The sequence below is a fragment of the Vibrio alginolyticus NBRC 15630 = ATCC 17749 genome (assembly GCF_000354175.2).
Classification (GTDB): Bacteria; Pseudomonadota; Gammaproteobacteria; order Enterobacterales; family Vibrionaceae; genus Vibrio; species Vibrio alginolyticus.
The window spans coordinates 3081099-3099208 of sequence record NC_022349.1 but is presented as its reverse complement, the minus strand read 5'-3'; the positions used below and the strand labels follow the sequence as shown (position 1 = coordinate 3099208).

The window sequence follows — 18110 nt, the reverse complement described above, 5'->3', positions numbered from 1 at the left end:
TGCCATTCGAAGACAAAAAACAAAATGGGAACAGTCCCATTAATTGAGAATGATCACAGTATAATTTTAGAGCAGATCGTTTTAGTGTGGATTAACAAACGATAGGCTGTTGAGTAAAGTGAACCACTTCCTCATCGCCATTTAATTGATTGATCAGCATGTTAGCGGACTTCTCACCTGCAAGGGTATAACCTGGATCGACACTAAATACTTTAGGGAAAAGGAAAGAGAGCAATTCATTACCACCAACACCTGTCACAACCACGTCTTCACGGCCTAACTCTTGAAGACGCTTAATCACGCCCAACGCGATAGTGTCACTGGCGCACACGATGGCCTGAGTATCAGATTGAAGGACTTTGTCTACCAACTGATAAGCACTTTCATGGCTCAACTTACCCGTTTGGAAACAAGGTGCAATTTGCTTGCGTTGACACCAAGCTTTATAAGCATTTAGACGAGCTAAGCCAGTGGTTTTGTCTTCAGGATCAACACCAATATAAGCAATGTGAGATAAAGATTGCTGCTCAAGATGAGACAAAGCCATGTCTATCACACCTTGGTTGTCGTAGTTGATCGAAGAAACCATTTGCGTGTCCATCGCGATCACGACGATACGATTCCCCCACTCCGCCAATGCTCGCTCATCACATCCAGTAAAGCCAAACACGATCACCCCATCGACGTTGCGACGTTTAAGCACATCCAAATGTTCATTGGTTTTATCGCGATCGAATTGGCTCTCCATGATCACCGCATCATAACCAGCGGAATACAAAGCATTGAGCATGGTACCAACGGCGCGATTTTCTGATGGTGAATCTAAACGGGAGATGATAACCCCAATAACCTTTTGACTGCCACCACGCATCGACTGCGCCGACTTTGATGGGACGTAGCCTGATTCACGAATGATTTGCTCTACCTTCTCACGCGTTTGCGGTTTCACTTTTGGATCGTTAGTAAGCACACGGCTTACTGTTGATTTGCCCACGCCTGCCAATTTTGCGATATCAAGAATGGTGAGTTTTTTGCTCATAAGTGTTCAGATTAAAAGAAGGAATCAAACAAAAGGGAAGCAGTGGCTTCCCTTATCTCAGTCAGTAATGAAGATTACTTGTTTAAGTACGCAGGCACATCTGCAATGCTATCTAATACTACCGTTGCAATGGCTTCGCCCTGTTCCGTTACTGGCTTACCAGTGCGAACCAAAATCTTAGTGCCAACGCCTGCCGCTTCTGCTGCCATCATGTCTTCAGCTTTATCGCCGATCATCACAGATTTCTCCATGTCGATCTTCAAGAAGTCACGCGCAGAAATGAACATGCCTGGTTTTGGCTTACGGCACTCACAATCTTGCTTGTACTCGCCAATGCCATGTTCTGGATGATGTGGACAGTAATAGATACCATCGAACTCAACACCATTATCAGCAAAGTTCCAATCCATCCATTGAGTCAGAGACAAGAAACGGTCTTCACTGAATTTACCGCGTGCGATGCCCGATTGATTCGTCACTAACACTAGAAGGTAGCCTTTATCTTTTAGCGCTTTCGTCGCTTCAAATACACCATCAATGTACTCAAAATCATGTTCGTCATGAACGTAGCCGTGGTCAACGTTTATCACGCCATCACGATCGATAAAAACAGCAGGTTTTGCCAAAACGTATTTCTCTATTAACTCGGTTTAATCAGATTATTACATACCTTATAAACTTCAACACTATCTAATTCATTCTAGGCCTCGACAAAACGGTTGATTTGTTGGGCAAGAATCGGTAAATCTGAGGGTGCCCCGCCGTCTACCTCCTGCTTGTTATCTATACATCTTCGTTTCAAAACAGAACATCCATACATTTAGACGTCTAGACGTAAAAATATCTATTGACTTCATTCTGCTTAACCCATAGCATCAACTGAAAATTGAGATAAAGCTCAACATTAAGTTCTGTCAAAGGCCGTTTTTGACAGCGAAGTTCCCCGTATCTTTGGGCAGGTTGAAACATGATAGAAATAAAAAACGTCAATAAAGTGTTCTACCAAGGCAGTAAGGAAATCCTTGCCCTGAAAGACATTAACCTACACATCGACAAAGGCACCATCTTTGGTGTTATCGGTTCATCAGGTGCTGGTAAAAGTACGCTGATTCGCTGTGTCAACATGCTAGAAGCACCGACCTCTGGTTCCATCATCGTTGATGGTGTAGATCTAACCAAACTCAGCAAAAAACAACTAGTCGAAACACGCCGTAACATTGGCATGATCTTCCAGCACTTTAACCTGCTTTCGTCTCGTACTGTGTTTGATAATGTAGCACTGCCACTAGAACTGGCAGGTAAAGACAAATCGCAAATCACAGCAAAAGTAACTGAGTTGCTAAAGCTTGTAAGCTTAGCCGACAAACACGAGAGCTACCCATCTAACTTAAGTGGCGGACAAAAACAGCGTGTGGCAATTGCTCGTGCATTGGCATCCGATCCTAGCGTGCTGCTTTGTGATGAGGCCACTAGCGCACTAGATCCAGCAACAACTCAATCTATCCTTGAGTTATTGAAAGAGATCAACCGCAAACTCAACATCACGATTTTACTTATCACTCACGAAATGGAAGTCGTAAAAAGCATCTGTCACGAAGTAGCAATCATCGGTGGTGGTGAGCTGGTGGAAAAAGGCACCGTTGGCGATATTTTTGCGCACCCTAAGACAGAGCTAGCACACCAATTCATTCGCTCAACGCTGGATCTTTCCATTCCTGAAGATTACCAAGCACGTCTGCAAGCAGAGCGTGTTGATGGCAGCTACCCGTTGGTTCGCTTAGAGTTTACTGGCGCAACCGTCGATGCACCGTTAATGTCGCAAATTTCTCGTAAATACAATATTGATGTGAGTATTTTGAGTTCCGACCTTGATTACGCTGGTGGCGTGAAATTCGGCATGATGGTCGCAGAGCTATTTGGTAACGAAGAAGATGACAACGCAGCTCTTGAATACCTGCGTAAGCACAACGTAAAAGTAGAGGTACTTGGTTATGTCCTTTAATACGATTTCTGAATGGCTGAGTTTAAACAGCAAACTACTTTTAGGTGCAACGTGGGAAACGCTTTACATGGTTGCGGTTGCCGGATTAGTCGGCTTTGCTGTGGGTATTCCATTAGGCGTAATCCTCCATATTACTAAGAAAGGCGGCCTACTTGAAAACACCAAACTAAATAGCGGCTTAGGCGCTATCGTTAACATTGGTCGTTCAGTGCCATTCCTCGTACTGATGGTTGCGATTATTCCAGTGACAAAAATGCTAGTTGGAACCTTTATCGGCACAACCGCAGCAATCGTCCCACTGACTATTGGCGCCATTCCTTTTGTCGCTCGTCTTATTGAAGGTGCTTTATTAGAAGTACCGACAGGCTTGGTGGAAGCAGCGCAGTCAATGGGGGCGACACCAACACAGATCATCACAAAAGTTCTACTACCTGAAGCAATGCCGACTATTGTTAACTCAGTAACGATTACCTTGGTCACTCTCGTTAGCTACTCAGCTATGGCGGGTACGGTAGGCGGCGGCGGCCTAGGTGACGTAGCCATTCGTTACGGTTTCCACCGCTACGATGTAACTATCATGGCCGTGACTGTCGTGATGTTGATTGTTCTAGTACAGATTATTCAGTCTATCGGCGACGCAGTGGTGCGCCGTGTAGACCACAGATAAGCATCAAAAATACAAATTATAAGGAGATAAAGATGAAATTTAGCCTTAAAGGTCTTTTGACTGTAGCAACGGCCGCCTCTGCTCTTGCTCTAGCGGGTTGCGGCGACAAAGAAGTAGACGTAAACAAAGTAAAAGTTGGCGTTATTGCTGGTGCTGAAGCACAAGTAGCCGAAGTTGCCGCTAAAGTAGCAAAAGAGAAATACAACCTAGACGTTGAGCTAGTAACATTTACCGATTACGTAACACCAAACGCCGCTCTGGATGATGGTTCAGTAGACGCGAATGCGTTCCAGCACAAACCATACCTAGACCAACAAGTGAAAGACCGCGGCTACAAACTGGCTATCGCGGGTAACTCATTCGTTTACCCTATTGCTGGTTACTCAAAGCAAGTAAAATCAATTGATGAAATTCAAGATGGCGCACGCATCGCAGTACCAAACGACCCAACTAACCTAGGTCGCTCACTACTGCTTCTTGAGCAACAAGGTTTGATTACGCTACGTGATGGCGTTGGTCTACTCGCTACAGTACGTGACATCGTAGGCAACCCTAAAAATATCGAAATCATTGAACTAGAAGCCCCACAGCTTCCACGTTCACTGGATGACGTAACGCTATCTATCATCAACACCACTTACGCAAGCTCTATCGACCTATCGCCAGAGCGTGACGGCGTGTTCGTTGAAGATAAAGACTCACCATACGTAAACCTAATTGTCGCTCGCGAAGAAAATGTTAATGCGCAAAACGTACAAAACTTCGTAAAAGCTTACCAAACGGAAGAAGTTTACGAAGCGGCAAAAGAGCTGTTCAAAGGTGGTGTTGTGAAAGGTTGGTAATCCCACTTTTCAAAACATGACCGAAAACAACGTTCCAAACGTAAACGTTCTAAACCTAAAAGGGCTGATGTAAAAACATCAGCCCTTTTTATTTCTCTATCTAACCATTTAAGTAGCTTCAATTCGCTACTTAAGGTGGTCCCAAGAGATATTCGACACGATTCGGCAGTCATCACACTTAAAATGAAATATGTCATGTAGTGGCTCATCGAGTAGCCACTCGCCATCGCATTTTGGACACTTGCGCGCTTTCTCGCTCTCCAGCGACTGACCTCCGACACGATACTGGTAATAGTACGTAGGGATCTTCGTGATGTATTCGATACGGCCACGTAAGTCCCAACCTCGGCGAAACAGCACACTATCCACATCGCAAATTTCGTGCAGCGCCGCATGTTCCGCTCGGCAACCCCCTGCCATTTGGATTTCATCACACGCTTGCCACTCAGTCTGCCACTTAATGACGGCTTTATGGTCTCCATTAAGTGTTGGCTCATTACGATACAAAGGAATTGGCAACAGGGTTTCACCACTTCGCAAAGGCGAACACGTATGAACATAAGTCGTGTACAACACTTGCCAGCTAGGTGTCTCTTCTTCGGCTGCTTGTTCTGAATTCAAATCACGCCCCAGCATACGCATTTTCGGAGCAAGCAAAGACGCATCCGACAAACGGTTCATGCACACTTTGACGAAATCTGAGTGATAACGTGGATGCAAGCTGTCTTGTTCTGGGCAAACAACACGAACGAAAAATTCACCTTCTCCCATCACTATCGGAAATTCACGACCTAATACTTGGCCGTTGTAACGCAGAGCATCCATCAAGCCATTAATGGCTTTGTCTACCGCGCTGACGGTGGTGTTATCAAAACACTCAAACTGCAACTCAACAACATACATACTTAGACGGCAGCCTCTAACTTATTCAAGAACTCAACCAATGAATCTGCCAATACATCACGTTTAGAGGTGCCCAAACGCTCTAGAATCACATTGCCAGTGAGGTTACAAATAGAAATCACATCCATTTCCTCATCTGTCGCTGCGATAAATACTGTTGGTTTAAGTTTCAAGCGGCGCTGCGTCACCAAATGACCAAGAATATTTTCTTGTAGACGCACGAAATCGTCATCGCTCCAGACTTGCAGCAGCGTCAACGAATTACCTTGCCAAGTTGCCTCCATATCGGCGCAGTATTGAGAACCATAAAAGGCTTTAACATCATCTTGCAGTGACAACTCAATCGCATTTTCCACATTGGTGAAATCGGCCATTTCATCACGTGCGACCGCTTTCCAAAGCACCTTTCCATCACGCTTCTCTTCGACACAAGGAGAAACAAGCTCTGCAAGCTCTTCACTGCTTGGCAACTCATTGTGCTTAGCTTGCCAAGCTTGTTGGTAGCGCAGGCTGAACTCTTGTAGCGCCTGAGTAACGTTTTGGGTCATGAAGGTCTCCTCATTCCTTATTTATCAGATAGCCGTACTTGCCGGATGGCAATTGACCAGCGGATTCAGTAAAATTCTCGCCATTCTAATCGAAAACGACCACAAAGTATGAGCAAATATTCTGACGCTAAAGAGCTTGCTGGCCTAACACTAGGTAAAACGACCGAGTATGCGAACCAGTATGACCCAAGCTTGCTGCAACCAGTCCCTCGCAGCCTGAACCGAGATGACCTTCAGTTAGGCGATACTCTGCCTTTCATGGGGCACGACATTTGGACGCTGTATGAACTGTCTTGGTTAAATAGTAAAGGTTTACCACAAGTGGCCGTTGGCGAAGTATACATTCCAGCCACCAGCGCAAACTTGATTGAATCGAAGTCTTTCAAACTGTACTTAAACAGCTATAACCAAACCCGCTTTGCAAGCTGGGAAGAAGTGACTGAGCGTTTAACACAAGACCTGTCTGAATGCGCAGGTGAAAAGGTGCTGGTTGAGGTGAATCCAGTGACCCACTATACCAATCAACCTATCGTAACAATGGACGGTGAATGTATAGATGACCAAGACATTGACATCACCAGTTACGATTTTGATGCCGATTTGCTTGGAGGTGCGGCAGGTGAAGCACAAGTTGAAGAGGTGCTACATAGCCACCTATTGAAATCAAACTGTTTGATCACTAACCAACCCGACTGGGGCAGTGTAGAAATTCGCTACCAAGGCGCAAAAATAGATCGTGAGAAGCTGTTACGTTACTTAGTGTCTTTCCGCGAGCACAATGAGTTCCACGAGCAGTGTGTAGAGCGTATTTTTACGGATCTAATGAAATACTGCCAACCAAGCAAACTGACCGTATTTGCCCGCTATACGCGCCGTGGAGGCTTGGATATCAACCCTTACCGCTCAACGGAACAAGATAAGCCAGCTCACAATCACCGTATGGCTCGTCAGTAAACGCATAGGCAACAGAAATAAGTTCGGCAATCTAAAGGGTTGCCGGACGTTTTTATTGTCCAAGCATGTTACTATATCAAATGGCTTCAACCCGCATTTAAACGGCTAACTGAGGCTTTTCGCCGTTATCGCCATATCTAAAAACAGTTCGAGGGAACGAAAGGATGTTTTGGGACAGTTCGCGTCTATTCAAATTGATTGGCTTTCTTTGCTTGCTGTTTGTACAGCCACTTCATGCAACCATTTTATCGTCCGCGTTACTCAACGAAGCACAACAATTGGCGGAAATAGAGCCATCACAAGCAAAACAAGCGGCAACCAACTATTTGTCACAGCGTGAACTAACAGAACGCAAAGAAAGTGACAGCCCTTCAGCCATGTCTCGCGACGAAACAGATCGTAGCGTTCGCACACCAAGCAGCACCATCGAAGCGCACAAGATTATCGCTCAGGCAGATTACGCCATGGGTAATGTTCGTTCGGCTATCGAGCACCTAAATAAAGCGGAACGCTTAGCGCAAGAATATCAATTGCCGTACATGGACTTAGATCTCCAACTGATGCGCAACCAAATGATTTGGATGTACGACGAAAACTACTCAAAAGCGGAAGATACGCTTAACCAAATTGAACAACAGCTCGATGAAGCCGATGCCGTATTACAACGCACCGACAGTGTTCGCTACCGACTAGTGATGCAAAGAGCACTCCTCGCTTCACATAGTGGCGATATCATTAAAGCGGAAAACTTGTACTCTGAAGCAAAGACCATGCTTGACGATAGCCGCTCTGAGTTAGCCTTGATCGACTACTACACAGCCGTCGGCGAGTTCTACCTCAATAGCAAGAAATACAATTTGGCTTTGTCAGAACTGCTATACGGTTATTGGCAATCTATTGAAAGTAACAGTGGTGCAAGGTTAGCAAAAGTGAATCGCCTTTTGGCTAGGCTCTTCCAGGAGCGACGAGTGTACGACAAAGCGATCGAATACTTATCTCAAGCCGCAGATTTTTATGACTCTTACCCTAGCTCTCCGATCCTAGCGGACGTCCTAGAGCAAATGGGCGACATCTACTTTTATCAGGGTAAGTTTAACCTTGCGTTAGTGCATTACTTCAACGTGCTTGACCATGAAAGTACCAGTAAGAACATCAATAGAATCATTAAAATTCGCTTAAGCTTGGCGGCTACCTACCTACAACTCTATAACTACGCGCTAGCAGAGCAGTACTTAGACCGCTCTAAAGAGCTTTTAGAATACACCAATATTCCTAAGCTTGAAGCAAAGGCTGCCCTGCTTCAGTCAGGTCTGGCTTATCATCAAAATGACAGTAAAGACGTCATTACTAATGCAAAGCTGGCGTTAGCGCTTGCTGAAAAGTCACCTGAAAATAACAACTTCATTAAGCAGCAGTCATACCGTTTACTTGGTTTGGGTTACGAGCAGGCAGGCGAATACAAACTTTCTCTGCAAGCTTATAAAAAATACACCAACCTCGTTCGTCTAGAACAAAAGCAGCTTAACCAAATCAGTGAGGATGCGTTCCGTCAGCAAAAAGAATTTGCCGAACAAACCATCCATTACATCGGTCAATCAGAACGCTTAGAGCAAGTGGAAAGAGAGCATCGTAAATTCCAGAAAATCTCATTTGCATTGTTTATTACTGTCTTGGTCATGTTTTTGTTCATTATGCGCCGTGGTGTCATTATGCAGCGCCAAGCAAGTGAAATCGAAAAACTGCGTAACGACCTCTTCACCCACTCTCGCTCTCGTTTACGTAACTTGCGTATGCTGAATGTTAAGCTTTCTCGCTCATTGAAAAAGTCGAGCGAAACTTTCGAGCAATGGCAAATGGGTGAATTGATCCACGAACCACTTAATGATCGCCTACGCTTTGTTATGATCGATTTGCCATTCTTACGAAGCATGTACGTCCATAACGGCTATAAGGCAGGTCTAGAACTAGAACGGGCATTTGGCGACTTCCTTGCGGAAAAAATAGAAAAACCGTCGCGTCTTTACCATTTCTCAGATGCGAACTTACTCTACATAGAACCGAACGCTGACCGTGATGCTTCTGCCGAAGTCATGTTCGAAAAATTCCAGACTTGGGTGGATGAGTTCGCACAGCAGCACAACGTCAATCGTATTATTCGTATGGGCATCAGTGATTATCCGTTCTTACCCCGAGCCTACACTGCAATTAACGATGAGGAATTACTCGATCTGTTGTTGCTTGCGACTCACATCGCACGAGAAGTCAGCTTGAAGGATAAGCAAAGCCACTGGGTGTTCTTAAAAGCCATCGATAATGCGCCTGCTGCTAGCTTTGCAACAGGTAACATAAGAACTGCCTGTCAACATGCCATTAGCCAAGGCCTGATCAAGATCCATTCGTCCTACAAGAATGAGGACGACATCAAGAAAATATTAAAAAATGGATAATTAAACGCCTGTTGAACGTAATAACTAATGACGCTATAAAGTTTTTTGTTATTATCAGATAATTGTCAGTAGTACATGGACTTAACCGTAGTCACTTCATGGGAATCTTGGAATCCGATATTCAGTCGCAGCTGCATCAGCTGAGTTGTCAACTTGACCAACTCAGACTGACTCATCGTGATACTTCACTCAAATTCAAACGTGAACAACAAGTTCTTAAACGCGTTGTGGCATCATTGTCTTCAGCTTGCCAGGGTTCGAATACTCAGGTATCCAACTACCTATTTGAAATCCAACAAGAGCTGCAACATCAAAAAGATATCAGCACTCTTATCCCGCGTTTAGCGGTATTAGAGAGGATGCTCAAACAGCAGTCGAAGACGATGGATAAACAAAACGGTTACCTTGACGAACAAATCAAGCACAGTGGTGAAACACTGCAACGTGTCACGGGCTTACCTGCGCAGTTAAAACGTGAACTACGGAACCTGATGAGTTTCTCTGAAGTTCACGCCAGCAATAAAGCTGATCAAGCCACTAAGCTACTGAGTATTTACGAACGCGCTCTGAAAATCATCACGTCTAATTCACGTCTACATCTTAGTGAATTTGAAAGCAATCCCGACAGATCTCAGCTTGAGTGCTTAGCCAGCGACCTCCAACATACTATTACAGAGCTGGATTTCGAGGGAGAATCAGGCGATAGATTGCTGGATATTCGCGCTAAGTTGCTCCTTGGCGTGAGTGCCGAGTCTCTCATTGAGCTTACGCTCTCAACGCTGAAATTGGTTGTCGAAGCAACAAAGTTCGAGCGCGAGGCGTCTAGCCAATTCCTTGATCAGCTGAACACTTCTCTCGCAAGTAACCTAAAAACCGTTCATCAGAACGTCGACCAGCATCATACCTACTTTGAACACCGCCAAGAGCTCAACACAGAAATGAACAGCTTGGTTGAATTAAGCCAAAAGTCACTTAATCAAGCTCAAGATATCGCGGTTGTGAAAAAAGAAATCACGCCTCTTCTCGAAAAAATGGCGTCGCTAACAGAGCGACTGAAAATGACGGAAGAGCGAGAGCAAGCGCTGCAAGAGCGGTTAAGTTACAGTAAGAACCAACTCGAAGCGGTATTTGAAACTACGCAAGATTATCGTCGACGCTTAGATGACCAAGCTCAGCGTATGTTGCTCGACTCGCTGACTAAAGTTTATAACCGCACTGCATTTAACGATCGACTAGAGCTAGAGTATCGCCGTTGGATTCGCTCTCAGCAAAACCTTCGTGTTGTGCTGTTTGATGTAGACAACTTCAAAGCGGTGAATGATAGCTATGGTTATACGGCTGGCGATAAAGCGCTGAAGATCATCGCTCGTACTATTAACAAGCGCGTATCAGAAACGGAAACAGTGGCTCGCTTTGGTGGCGAGGAGTTTATTCTACTCGTCCCGGAACAATCTGAAGAATACACACTGGATCTTATTAAGCATATCCAGCGTGATATTAGCCAATTACCCTTTAAGTTCCGTGAGCAAAATATCATGATTACCTTAGCTGCTGTATCGACGTCTTTCAAAGAGTCCGATACGCCAGAGTATGTGCTCGATCGTCTTGGCAAGATGCTTGCGGACGCTAAAAAACGTGGAACAAACCAGCTTAACTGGAGCTAAGATTCGTACAAAAAGCGAGCAAACAAACCAAATTTGGTGCAATCTACGCTTTATAACCACCAATTTTCAACGAGTTATCACATTTCTTCCCTTTTAGTCTGCTAAGCTGTAAAAACCCAAGTCACTTCAAGATGATGTATTTATAGAAGGCAAATGTATCATCTTGAGGTTGCTTGGGAGTTGATAACCATAAAACCAAATCGGCCAACTACCTTTCATCAAACCATACGTATAACACCAAAAAGGTAAGTTGGTACTTTCCCTCAAATTAATGCAACACAAGGAGGCGTTATGATTACCCATATAAGCCCCGCTGGTAGCATGGACTTGCTATCTCAACTAGAAGTAGAGCGCTTAAAGAACACAGCCTCGAGTGAACTTTATCAGCTGTACCGTAATTGCACATTAGCGGTGTTGAACTCCGGTAGCCATACCGATAACTCGAAAGAACTGCTCGATAAATACCAATCGTTTGATGTCAACGTCGTGCGTCGTGAGCGTGGTATTAAGCTTGAGCTGACTAATCCGCCAGAGCACGCTTTTGTTGACGGCGAAATAATTAAAGGTATCCAAGAGCATCTGTTCTCCGTATTGCGTGATATCGTTTACGTAAACATGCATTTGGCAGACGCCCAACGGCTCAACCTTACTAACCCAATTCACATTACGAACCTCGTGTTCGGCATTCTTCGTAATGCCAGAGCATTAACTCCAGGTATCGCACCGAATCTTGTCGTATGTTGGGGTGGTCACTCTATCAATGGAGTGGAGTATCAGTACACACGTGAAGTGGGTAACGAACTGGGCCTGCGTGAACTTAACATCTGTACAGGTTGCGGCCCTGGCGCAATGGAAGGGCCGATGAAAGGTGCAGCAATTGGGCACGCAAAGCAACGTTATACTCAGCAACGTTATCTTGGTTTAACCGAACCCTCGATTATTGCGGCCGAGCCACCAAACCCAATAGTAAATGAGCTGGTCATCATGCCCGACATCGAAAAGCGCTTGGAAGCTTTCGTCCGTATGGCTCATGGTATCGTTATTTTCCCAGGAGGCCCGGGCACAGCGGAAGAGCTACTGTACATTCTTGGCATCATGATGCACCCGGATAACGCCGATCAACCAATGCCTATCGTATTAACAGGACCAAAAGAGAGTGAAGAGTACTTCCGCTCTATTGATGAGTTCATTCGCGACACACTTGGTGAGGAAGGGCAAAAGCACTACGAGATCATCATTGACGACCCGGCAGAAGTCGCTCGTATTATGAAACGCTCCATGGACTCGGTACGCCTTCACCGAAAAGAGAAAGGCGATGCGTACAGCTTTAACTGGTCATTGAAAATTGAGCCAAACTTCCAACTGCCATTCGAGCCTACTCATGAGTCGATGGAACAATTGGATTTAAGCCTAGATCAAGAACCGCAAGTTTTAGCGGCCAACTTGCGTCAAGCCTTCTCTGGCATAGTGGCAGGTAACGTAAAGGCTGAAGGCATTCGAGAAATAGAACGTAGAGGGCCTTTCACCATTCATGGCGACGCAGTCCTCATGAAAAAACTCGATAAGTTGCTAAAAGACTTTGTCGAACAGCACCGAATGAAATTACCTGGCGGTTCAGACTACGAACCGTGTTATCGAATCGCTCACCCGGAAATTGGTGGTCGATAGTCAGGCTAGCATTCGTTACACTAGGGGCATTACGCCCCTTTTTTATTGCTAAGTCATTATGTCTATTCATCTTGTTATCATTGATGCCCTAAACCTGATCCGCCGAGTGCACTCAGCACAACCAGATCCAACCGACATAGCAAGAACTATAACCACAACGCAAAGAACCCTCACTCGCATTCTGTCAGAGGCCAACCCGACACACATCATCGCAGTTTTTGATCACCACGAACAAGACAGAGGTTGGCGCGCTGAAATTCTCCCTGACTATAAGCAAAACCGAAAACCAATGCCTCTGCCACTACTGCAAGGGTTAGATGCGATTCAACAAGCGTGGTGGGAGCAAGGTATTGATTCATTGCTGTCTGAAGGCGATGAAGCAGATGATTTGGTTGCTACACTCGCAACGAAAGTGGCCAGCCATGGTGAAAAAGTCACCATCGTTTCGACTGACAAAGGTTACTGCCAGCTACTTTCCCCTACCCTACAAATCCGTGATTATTTCCAACATCGTTGGTTAGATGAACCATTTATCGAAAAAGAGTTCGGCGTAAAACCAAGTCAACTAGCGGATTACTGGGGATTGACAGGGATAAGCTCTAGCCAGGTTCCGGGCGTACCTGGAATTGGCCCGAAAGCAGCGAAAGAGATTCTCACTCAGTTTGAGAGTATTGAAGCTGCCTACGCTAGTGAAGATCTCGTACCGAAATACCGTAAAAAATTGGATGAGCACATTGAGTCTGCTCGTTTATGTAAACGCGTCGCCGCTTTAAAGTGCGATATAGAACTAGGCTTTAACTTGCAAGATATTCGCTTTTTAGGGCCAAACAAAGCGGAGTAGTGCCCGATGGTAGTTTCACACCATGAAACCCTCAGATATTAAAAAAGCGCCATTTGAAGGCGCTTTTTCTATTCTAATCATGTGCCGTCCTAAATAAGGTTGACACTTTCCCCCCAAAAAAATTGGAGAGTGTTATGAAATCAACAACTAAAAGAACTCAGCGCGATTACTCCCTCGCTTTTAAACTCACTGTAGTTGATGAGGTTGAAAAAGGAAGCCTCACTTACAAACAAGCCCAAGAGAAGTATGGCATCCAAGGTTGCTCTACGGTTTTGGTTTGGCTTCGTAAGCATGGTCGACTAGATTGGTCTAAAGGGACACCTAACTTTATGTCCAAAGGAGACTCTATGGCCGAGTTCAATTTACCTCCTACACCAGAGCAACGTATTAAAGAGCTTGAGAAGCAGCTCGAAGATGCTCAACTCAAAGCCGACTTCTTTGAAGCTGTCGTGAACGTTATGGAACGTGACTATGGTGTTAGAGTGACAAAAAAGCACAAAGAAGCGTTGTCCAAGAGAAAACCATTGTAGGTTTGAGCGTTACGAAGTTTTGTCAGTTAGTACAAATCTCTCGCCAAGCTTATTATAAGCAATGCCAAACTCAATCTCGTTGTGAACATCATGAGCATGCTGTCATTGGCTTTGTCCGTGAAGTCAGGCTGAAGCAGCCACGCATTGGCACGCGTAAACTGAAGTTCTTAGCAGCAACAAAGGGCATTCAAATAGGTCGCGATAAGCTCTTTGAACTTCTCAGAAAGCATCGGCTGTTAGTGAGAGCAAGACGAGCCTATCACCGAACGACTGACAGCCGTCATCGATTTTTCTGTCACCCAAACAAAGTGAAAGATGGGCTGACACCAACGAAGCCAGAACAACTGTGGGTTGCTGATATTACTTACTTGCCAACTCAAAATGGAGAGAGTTATCTCAGCTTGGTTACAGACGCTTATTCAAGGAAGATTGTTGGTTTTTATGTGGATGACAACATGAAAACTCAATCAGTTAAGCGGGCATTTATCTCAGCTCTCAGGCAACGGCAGAGTGAAGAAAAGCTAATACACCACTCAGATAGAGGCTCACAATACTGTTCGAGGGAATATCAAGATATCCATAAGAAACATAGAGTGACTTGCTCAATGACTGACGGGTATGACTGTTATCAGAATGCTTTAGCTGAGCGTGTAAATGGGATACTCAAAATGGAGCTCTTGCTGAAGAAACCGAAAGATCTGAAAGAAGCAAGGACGATGGTAGCAGAGTCCGTAGATATCTATAATCAAATGAGGCCTCATACGGCTTTAAAATACAAAACGCCCGATGAAGTACATCGAGCGTTTTAGTTAAAAAGTGTCAACCCATATCAGGACGGGTCATCACTATCCCCAAAAGACTCAGGGAATAAAGTTAGTAAGGTGAAATATTCGACAGACATTGGATATGAATCGTGATCTCTTCACGATCATGATACAAATGTTTAGCTTGTAGCTTGAACTTTACCTTATTATCAATGAGGAACTGCTTCAGATTTTCAAGGTCTTGCAGCACTTCGTCATAACGCCCTTTCATTGGCAGCTTAAGGTTAAAGATGGCCTCTTTTGCCCAACCTTTTAACAGCCACTGTCCCATCAGGTGAGCAACACGAGCTGGCTTTTCCACCATGTCACAAACAATCCATGTTACGTTCTTGCGGTCTGGTTCGAACTTAAAGCCATCCACCATATGGTGTTTGATCTGGCCAGTTTCCATCAAACTGTCTGCCATCATGCCGTTATCAACGCAGTGAACGAACATTGAGCGCTTCACTAATTGGTACGTCCAACCGCCTGGACATGCACCTAAATCCACACCCCACATACCTGGTGCCAAACGCTCATCCCACTCTTCACGTGGAATAAAGACATGAAATGCTTCTTCCAGTTTAAGTGTTGAACGACTTGGAGCGTCTGCTGGGAATTTAAGGCGAGGGATACCCATGAAGAACTGTGAGTTGTTGTCAGTGTAAGAGTAACCAACGTAACAGTGGCCAGGCTCAACAAAGCAAATGTGCAGTACTGGTTTTTTCGCGTTATCTTTGTTCAGCATTAAGCCTTTGCCGCGCAACGCTTGACGCATTGGGACGGTAAACTTACGGCAGAATTTCAGTAGCTCTTTCGCTTCATTTGTATCTGGCGTTTCAATTCTCAAATCACCACAACGAGGGAATGCTTCAATGTCTGCTAGTTCATTCAAAATTGGACTAATGCGGTCATCACTTGGCAACGATTGAAACTCAGCTGCTACCGCAAACATTTGTCGAGCAAAAATTAAAGACTTAAAGTCTAAACCTCTCGCAAGTTTGTCGGCATCTCCATCTTGGTAACACTCGAAGACAACATAACCTGAGTTTCTCTTCACACGAGGGAAGCCATACACTTCCAACTGTGTCGCTTTGTCCTGAATTTCACCAGCACACTCTTTCTCAAAGCCAGAACGGCAATAGAGCATTAGTTGTTTCACTTGGAGACCTCTTTGATATTGAACGCAGCAAAAAAGAACAGACACCAACCAATCATGAACAGTAATCCTCCCACAGGAGTAATTGGCCCAAACCACTTAATGCCCGTCAGCGCCAGCGCGTAAAGACTGCCGCTAAAACAAAAGATGCCGATAATAAAGCAAATCGCCGCAATGAAAAAATATTTTTGTGCTTTTTGTCCCAAATTGAGCAGAAACAGAATGGCACAAAACACAATCGCCAACGTGTGAATAAATTGATACAGAACTCCGGTCTCAAATACACCGAGCAAATAAGGGGCCAGTGTCGCTTTTAGCCCATGAGCAGCAAATGCTCCAAGAGCGACCGAAAGCAGCCCAGACAATCCAGAGAATGAGAGTAACCACTTACTTTTCACTGTACACCTCTTTTATAAACGCCGCTAACTGCTCTATCGCGAGTGTAATGTTACCTACTTCAGTATGACCTGAGATCTTGCGCGGTTTGAAGCTGTGGTCACCATCAGGTAAAAAGCTCACCGTTACTTGTGACGAAAGGACGAAATCATCGAATTCCTCACGCTTACCAAAGGTGTCTCGTTCCCCTTGAAGAATCAGCGTAGGTTTCTCAATGGTTGCTAAGTGCTCGCCTTTGTATTTCTCTGGCTTTCCTGGCGGGTGAAATGGAAACCCTAAACAGGCAATGCCCGCCACCAGCTCATTTTCAGCCAACAAGCTCGACATACGACCGCCCATTGACTTACCACCAATAACCACGGGAGAAGAAGTAAAGTGAGCGATCACTTCGCTGTATGCTTCGAGCAACTTTGGCGCGCGATCGGGCGGACGCTTTTTGCCATCTTCCGAACGTTTCACCATGTAAGGGAAATTAAAACGCACTACACGAATACCTTGCTCCACTAATCCTTTGGCGACAGCTGTCATGAAGTCATGCTCCATCCCCGCACCTGCGCCGTGAGCAAAAATAAACAGCGGTCCGTTTTCAGGTCCCTCAGCTATCCAGTGATTCATCCAATACTTCCTCTTGTTCTTTTCTCGCGGTTGCTAACATCCAATCTCTAAACGTTGCGATTCGGCCCATATCTGCCTGCTGTTCATGACACACCACATAGAATGCATTCTTAGATATCAACACCTCGTCGAATGGTGCAATGAGTCGTCCGGCTTCCATTTCAGGTTTGGCGAGTACGTTGTTACCGAGCGCGACCCCCTGACCGTGCGCAGCAGCCTGTAGCACCATCGTTGAGTGACTAAAAATAGGACCGTGGTTTACGTTGATGCCTTCAATGTTGTAATGACGAGCAAACTGCTTCCAGTCTTTACGCGAAGTATCGTGTAACAAAGTATGTAATTTGAGGTCACTTAAAGATTCTAATGGTTTGTTACCCAAAAGTAATGAAGGTGAACAAAGTGGGATCAAAAACTCTTGGTACAATTTATCTGCTCGCAAACCTGGCCAGTTCCCACGGCCATAGTAGATCGCCACATCAACATCATCAGTCAGTGAGCCTTCATCCATATCTACGGCTTTAATACGAACATCGATATCGGGCTCTTGAGCATTAAAATCGGCCAAACGAGGTACAAGCCATTGGATAGCAAAACTCGGCGGTAGGCTAATCGTCAATGCCCCTTTTTCGCTACGTTCCAACACCTTATCTGTCGCTTCCGCAATCGAGGTGAAAATATCTTTGATATCGAGAAAGTAACTTTGGCCTTCTTCTGTTAACAACAAAGAACGATTACGTCGACGGAAGAGCTTCAATGATAAGAACTCTTCAAGCGCTTTAATCTGGTGACTGACCGCGGCTTGAGTAACAAATAACTCTTCTGCTGCTCGTGTAAAACTGAGATGACGAGCAGCCGCTTCGAAGACTCGAAGCGAATTTAATGGAGGCAATCTGCGAGACATATGGGACCTCTAATAGGATTAGTTTTTTTAATCTGAAACATTATAAAATGTCCGTTGTCGAACAGCCAGATAAATTCTATATTTCACCCCGCAACACGGGCCTGAACGGCTTGATTTCTTTGGAAATCAAT

General features: G+C 45.0%; 17 protein-coding genes. 9 read left to right on the top strand and 8 right to left on the bottom strand.

Features of this window, described 5'->3' with window-relative positions:
• Positions 1-91: 91 nt before the first annotated feature.
• The gene (gene treR, locus N646_RS14230) at positions 92-1039 is read right to left on the bottom strand and encodes a trehalose operon repressor TreR (RefSeq protein ID WP_017821756.1); all 948 of its coding nucleotides are present in this window, start codon (positions 1037-1039) and stop codon (positions 92-94) included.
• Between the two features lie 74 nt (positions 1040-1113).
• Entirely contained in the window at positions 1114-1665 is a 552-nt protein-coding gene (gene gmhB / locus N646_RS14225; protein ID WP_005381961.1) for a D-glycero-beta-D-manno-heptose 1,7-bisphosphate 7-phosphatase, read from the bottom strand.
• Positions 1666-2006: 341 nt separating this feature from the next.
• On the opposite strand from gmhB, the gene metN reads away from it, so the two are divergent.
• From metN to N646_RS14210, 3 genes are read left to right on the top strand one after another with little or no spacing between them, the layout of a single operon-like run.
• The gene (gene metN, locus N646_RS14220; RefSeq protein ID WP_017635676.1) at positions 2007-3041 is read left to right on the top strand and encodes a methionine ABC transporter ATP-binding protein MetN; all 1035 of its coding nucleotides are present in this window, start codon (positions 2007-2009) and stop codon (positions 3039-3041) included.
• Complete coding sequence (locus N646_RS14215; protein WP_005383604.1) at positions 3031-3708, top strand: methionine ABC transporter permease; 678 nt, start codon at positions 3031-3033, stop codon at positions 3706-3708. The genes metN and N646_RS14215 overlap by 11 nt, the downstream gene beginning before the upstream one ends.
• Positions 3709-3740: 32 nt before the next feature.
• A complete protein-coding gene (locus N646_RS14210; RefSeq protein ID WP_005381966.1) occupies positions 3741-4550 on the top strand; it encodes a MetQ/NlpA family lipoprotein in 810 nt (269 codons plus the stop codon).
• A gap of 126 nt (positions 4551-4676) precedes the next feature.
• On the opposite strand, the gene N646_RS14205 is transcribed toward N646_RS14210, so the two are convergent.
• Positions 4677-5453: a Zn-ribbon-containing protein gene (locus N646_RS14205; RefSeq protein WP_005383605.1), complete on the bottom strand. Its 777-nt coding sequence runs from the start codon at positions 5451-5453 to the stop codon at positions 4677-4679.
• A gap of 2 nt (positions 5454-5455) precedes the next feature.
• Positions 5456-6001: a SecY-interacting protein gene (gene syd / locus N646_RS14200; RefSeq protein ID WP_005381970.1), complete on the bottom strand. Its 546-nt coding sequence runs from the start codon at positions 5999-6001 to the stop codon at positions 5456-5458.
• Between the two features lie 108 nt (positions 6002-6109).
• Here syd and queF point away from each other — a divergent pair, with 108 nt between their 5' ends.
• The 6 genes from queF (at position 6110) to N646_RS14165 (ending at position 14914) form a co-directional block, all read left to right on the top strand.
• The gene (gene queF / locus N646_RS14195) at positions 6110-6955 is read left to right on the top strand and encodes an NADPH-dependent 7-cyano-7-deazaguanine reductase QueF (RefSeq protein WP_017821755.1); all 846 of its coding nucleotides are present in this window, start codon (positions 6110-6112) and stop codon (positions 6953-6955) included.
• A gap of 164 nt (positions 6956-7119) precedes the next feature.
• Positions 7120-9402, top strand: coding sequence for a tetratricopeptide repeat protein (locus tag N646_RS14190; protein WP_017635678.1), 2283 nt, complete (start codon positions 7120-7122; stop codon positions 9400-9402).
• A gap of 98 nt (positions 9403-9500) precedes the next feature.
• A complete protein-coding gene (locus N646_RS14185) occupies positions 9501-11066 on the top strand; it encodes a GGDEF domain-containing protein (protein WP_017821754.1) in 1566 nt (521 codons plus the stop codon).
• 291 nt (positions 11067-11357) lie between these two features.
• Entirely contained in the window at positions 11358-12734 is a 1377-nt protein-coding gene (gene ppnN, locus N646_RS14180; RefSeq protein ID WP_005383611.1) for a nucleotide 5'-monophosphate nucleosidase PpnN, read from the top strand.
• Positions 12735-12792: 58 nt separating this feature from the next.
• Complete coding sequence (gene xni / locus N646_RS14175; RefSeq protein ID WP_005381982.1) at positions 12793-13575, top strand: flap endonuclease Xni; 783 nt, start codon at positions 12793-12795, stop codon at positions 13573-13575.
• 134 nt (positions 13576-13709) lie between these two features.
• Positions 13710-14914, top strand: a protein-coding gene (locus N646_RS14165) for an IS3 family transposase (RefSeq protein WP_102949714.1) whose coding sequence is annotated in 2 segments (ribosomal slippage) — positions 13710-14061 and positions 14061-14914 — 1206 coding nt in all. Because the reading frame shifts where the segments join, the coding sequence is not laid out codon by codon here.
• 64 nt (positions 14915-14978) lie between these two features.
• On the opposite strand, the gene rlmM is transcribed toward N646_RS14165, so the two are convergent.
• The 4 genes from rlmM to N646_RS14145 are packed head-to-tail and all read right to left on the bottom strand — an operon-like array spanning position 14979 to position 17979.
• Positions 14979-16070, bottom strand: coding sequence for a 23S rRNA (cytidine(2498)-2'-O)-methyltransferase RlmM (rlmM, locus tag N646_RS14160; protein WP_017820611.1), 1092 nt, complete (start codon positions 16068-16070; stop codon positions 14979-14981).
• Positions 16067-16465 (bottom strand): DUF423 domain-containing protein, encoded by a 399-nt coding sequence (locus N646_RS14155; RefSeq protein ID WP_017820610.1) that lies wholly within the window; start codon positions 16463-16465, stop codon positions 16067-16069. Before N646_RS14155 ends, rlmM begins: the two co-directional genes overlap by 4 nt.
• On the bottom strand, positions 16455-17078 hold the full coding sequence (locus tag N646_RS14150; RefSeq protein ID WP_017820609.1) for an alpha/beta fold hydrolase: 624 nt from the start codon (positions 17076-17078) through the stop codon (positions 16455-16457). Before N646_RS14150 ends, N646_RS14155 begins: the two co-directional genes overlap by 11 nt.
• On the bottom strand, positions 17059-17979 hold the full coding sequence (locus N646_RS14145; RefSeq protein WP_005383616.1) for a transcriptional regulator GcvA: 921 nt from the start codon (positions 17977-17979) through the stop codon (positions 17059-17061). Before N646_RS14145 ends, N646_RS14150 begins: the two co-directional genes overlap by 20 nt.
• Positions 17980-18110 lie beyond the last annotated feature (131 nt).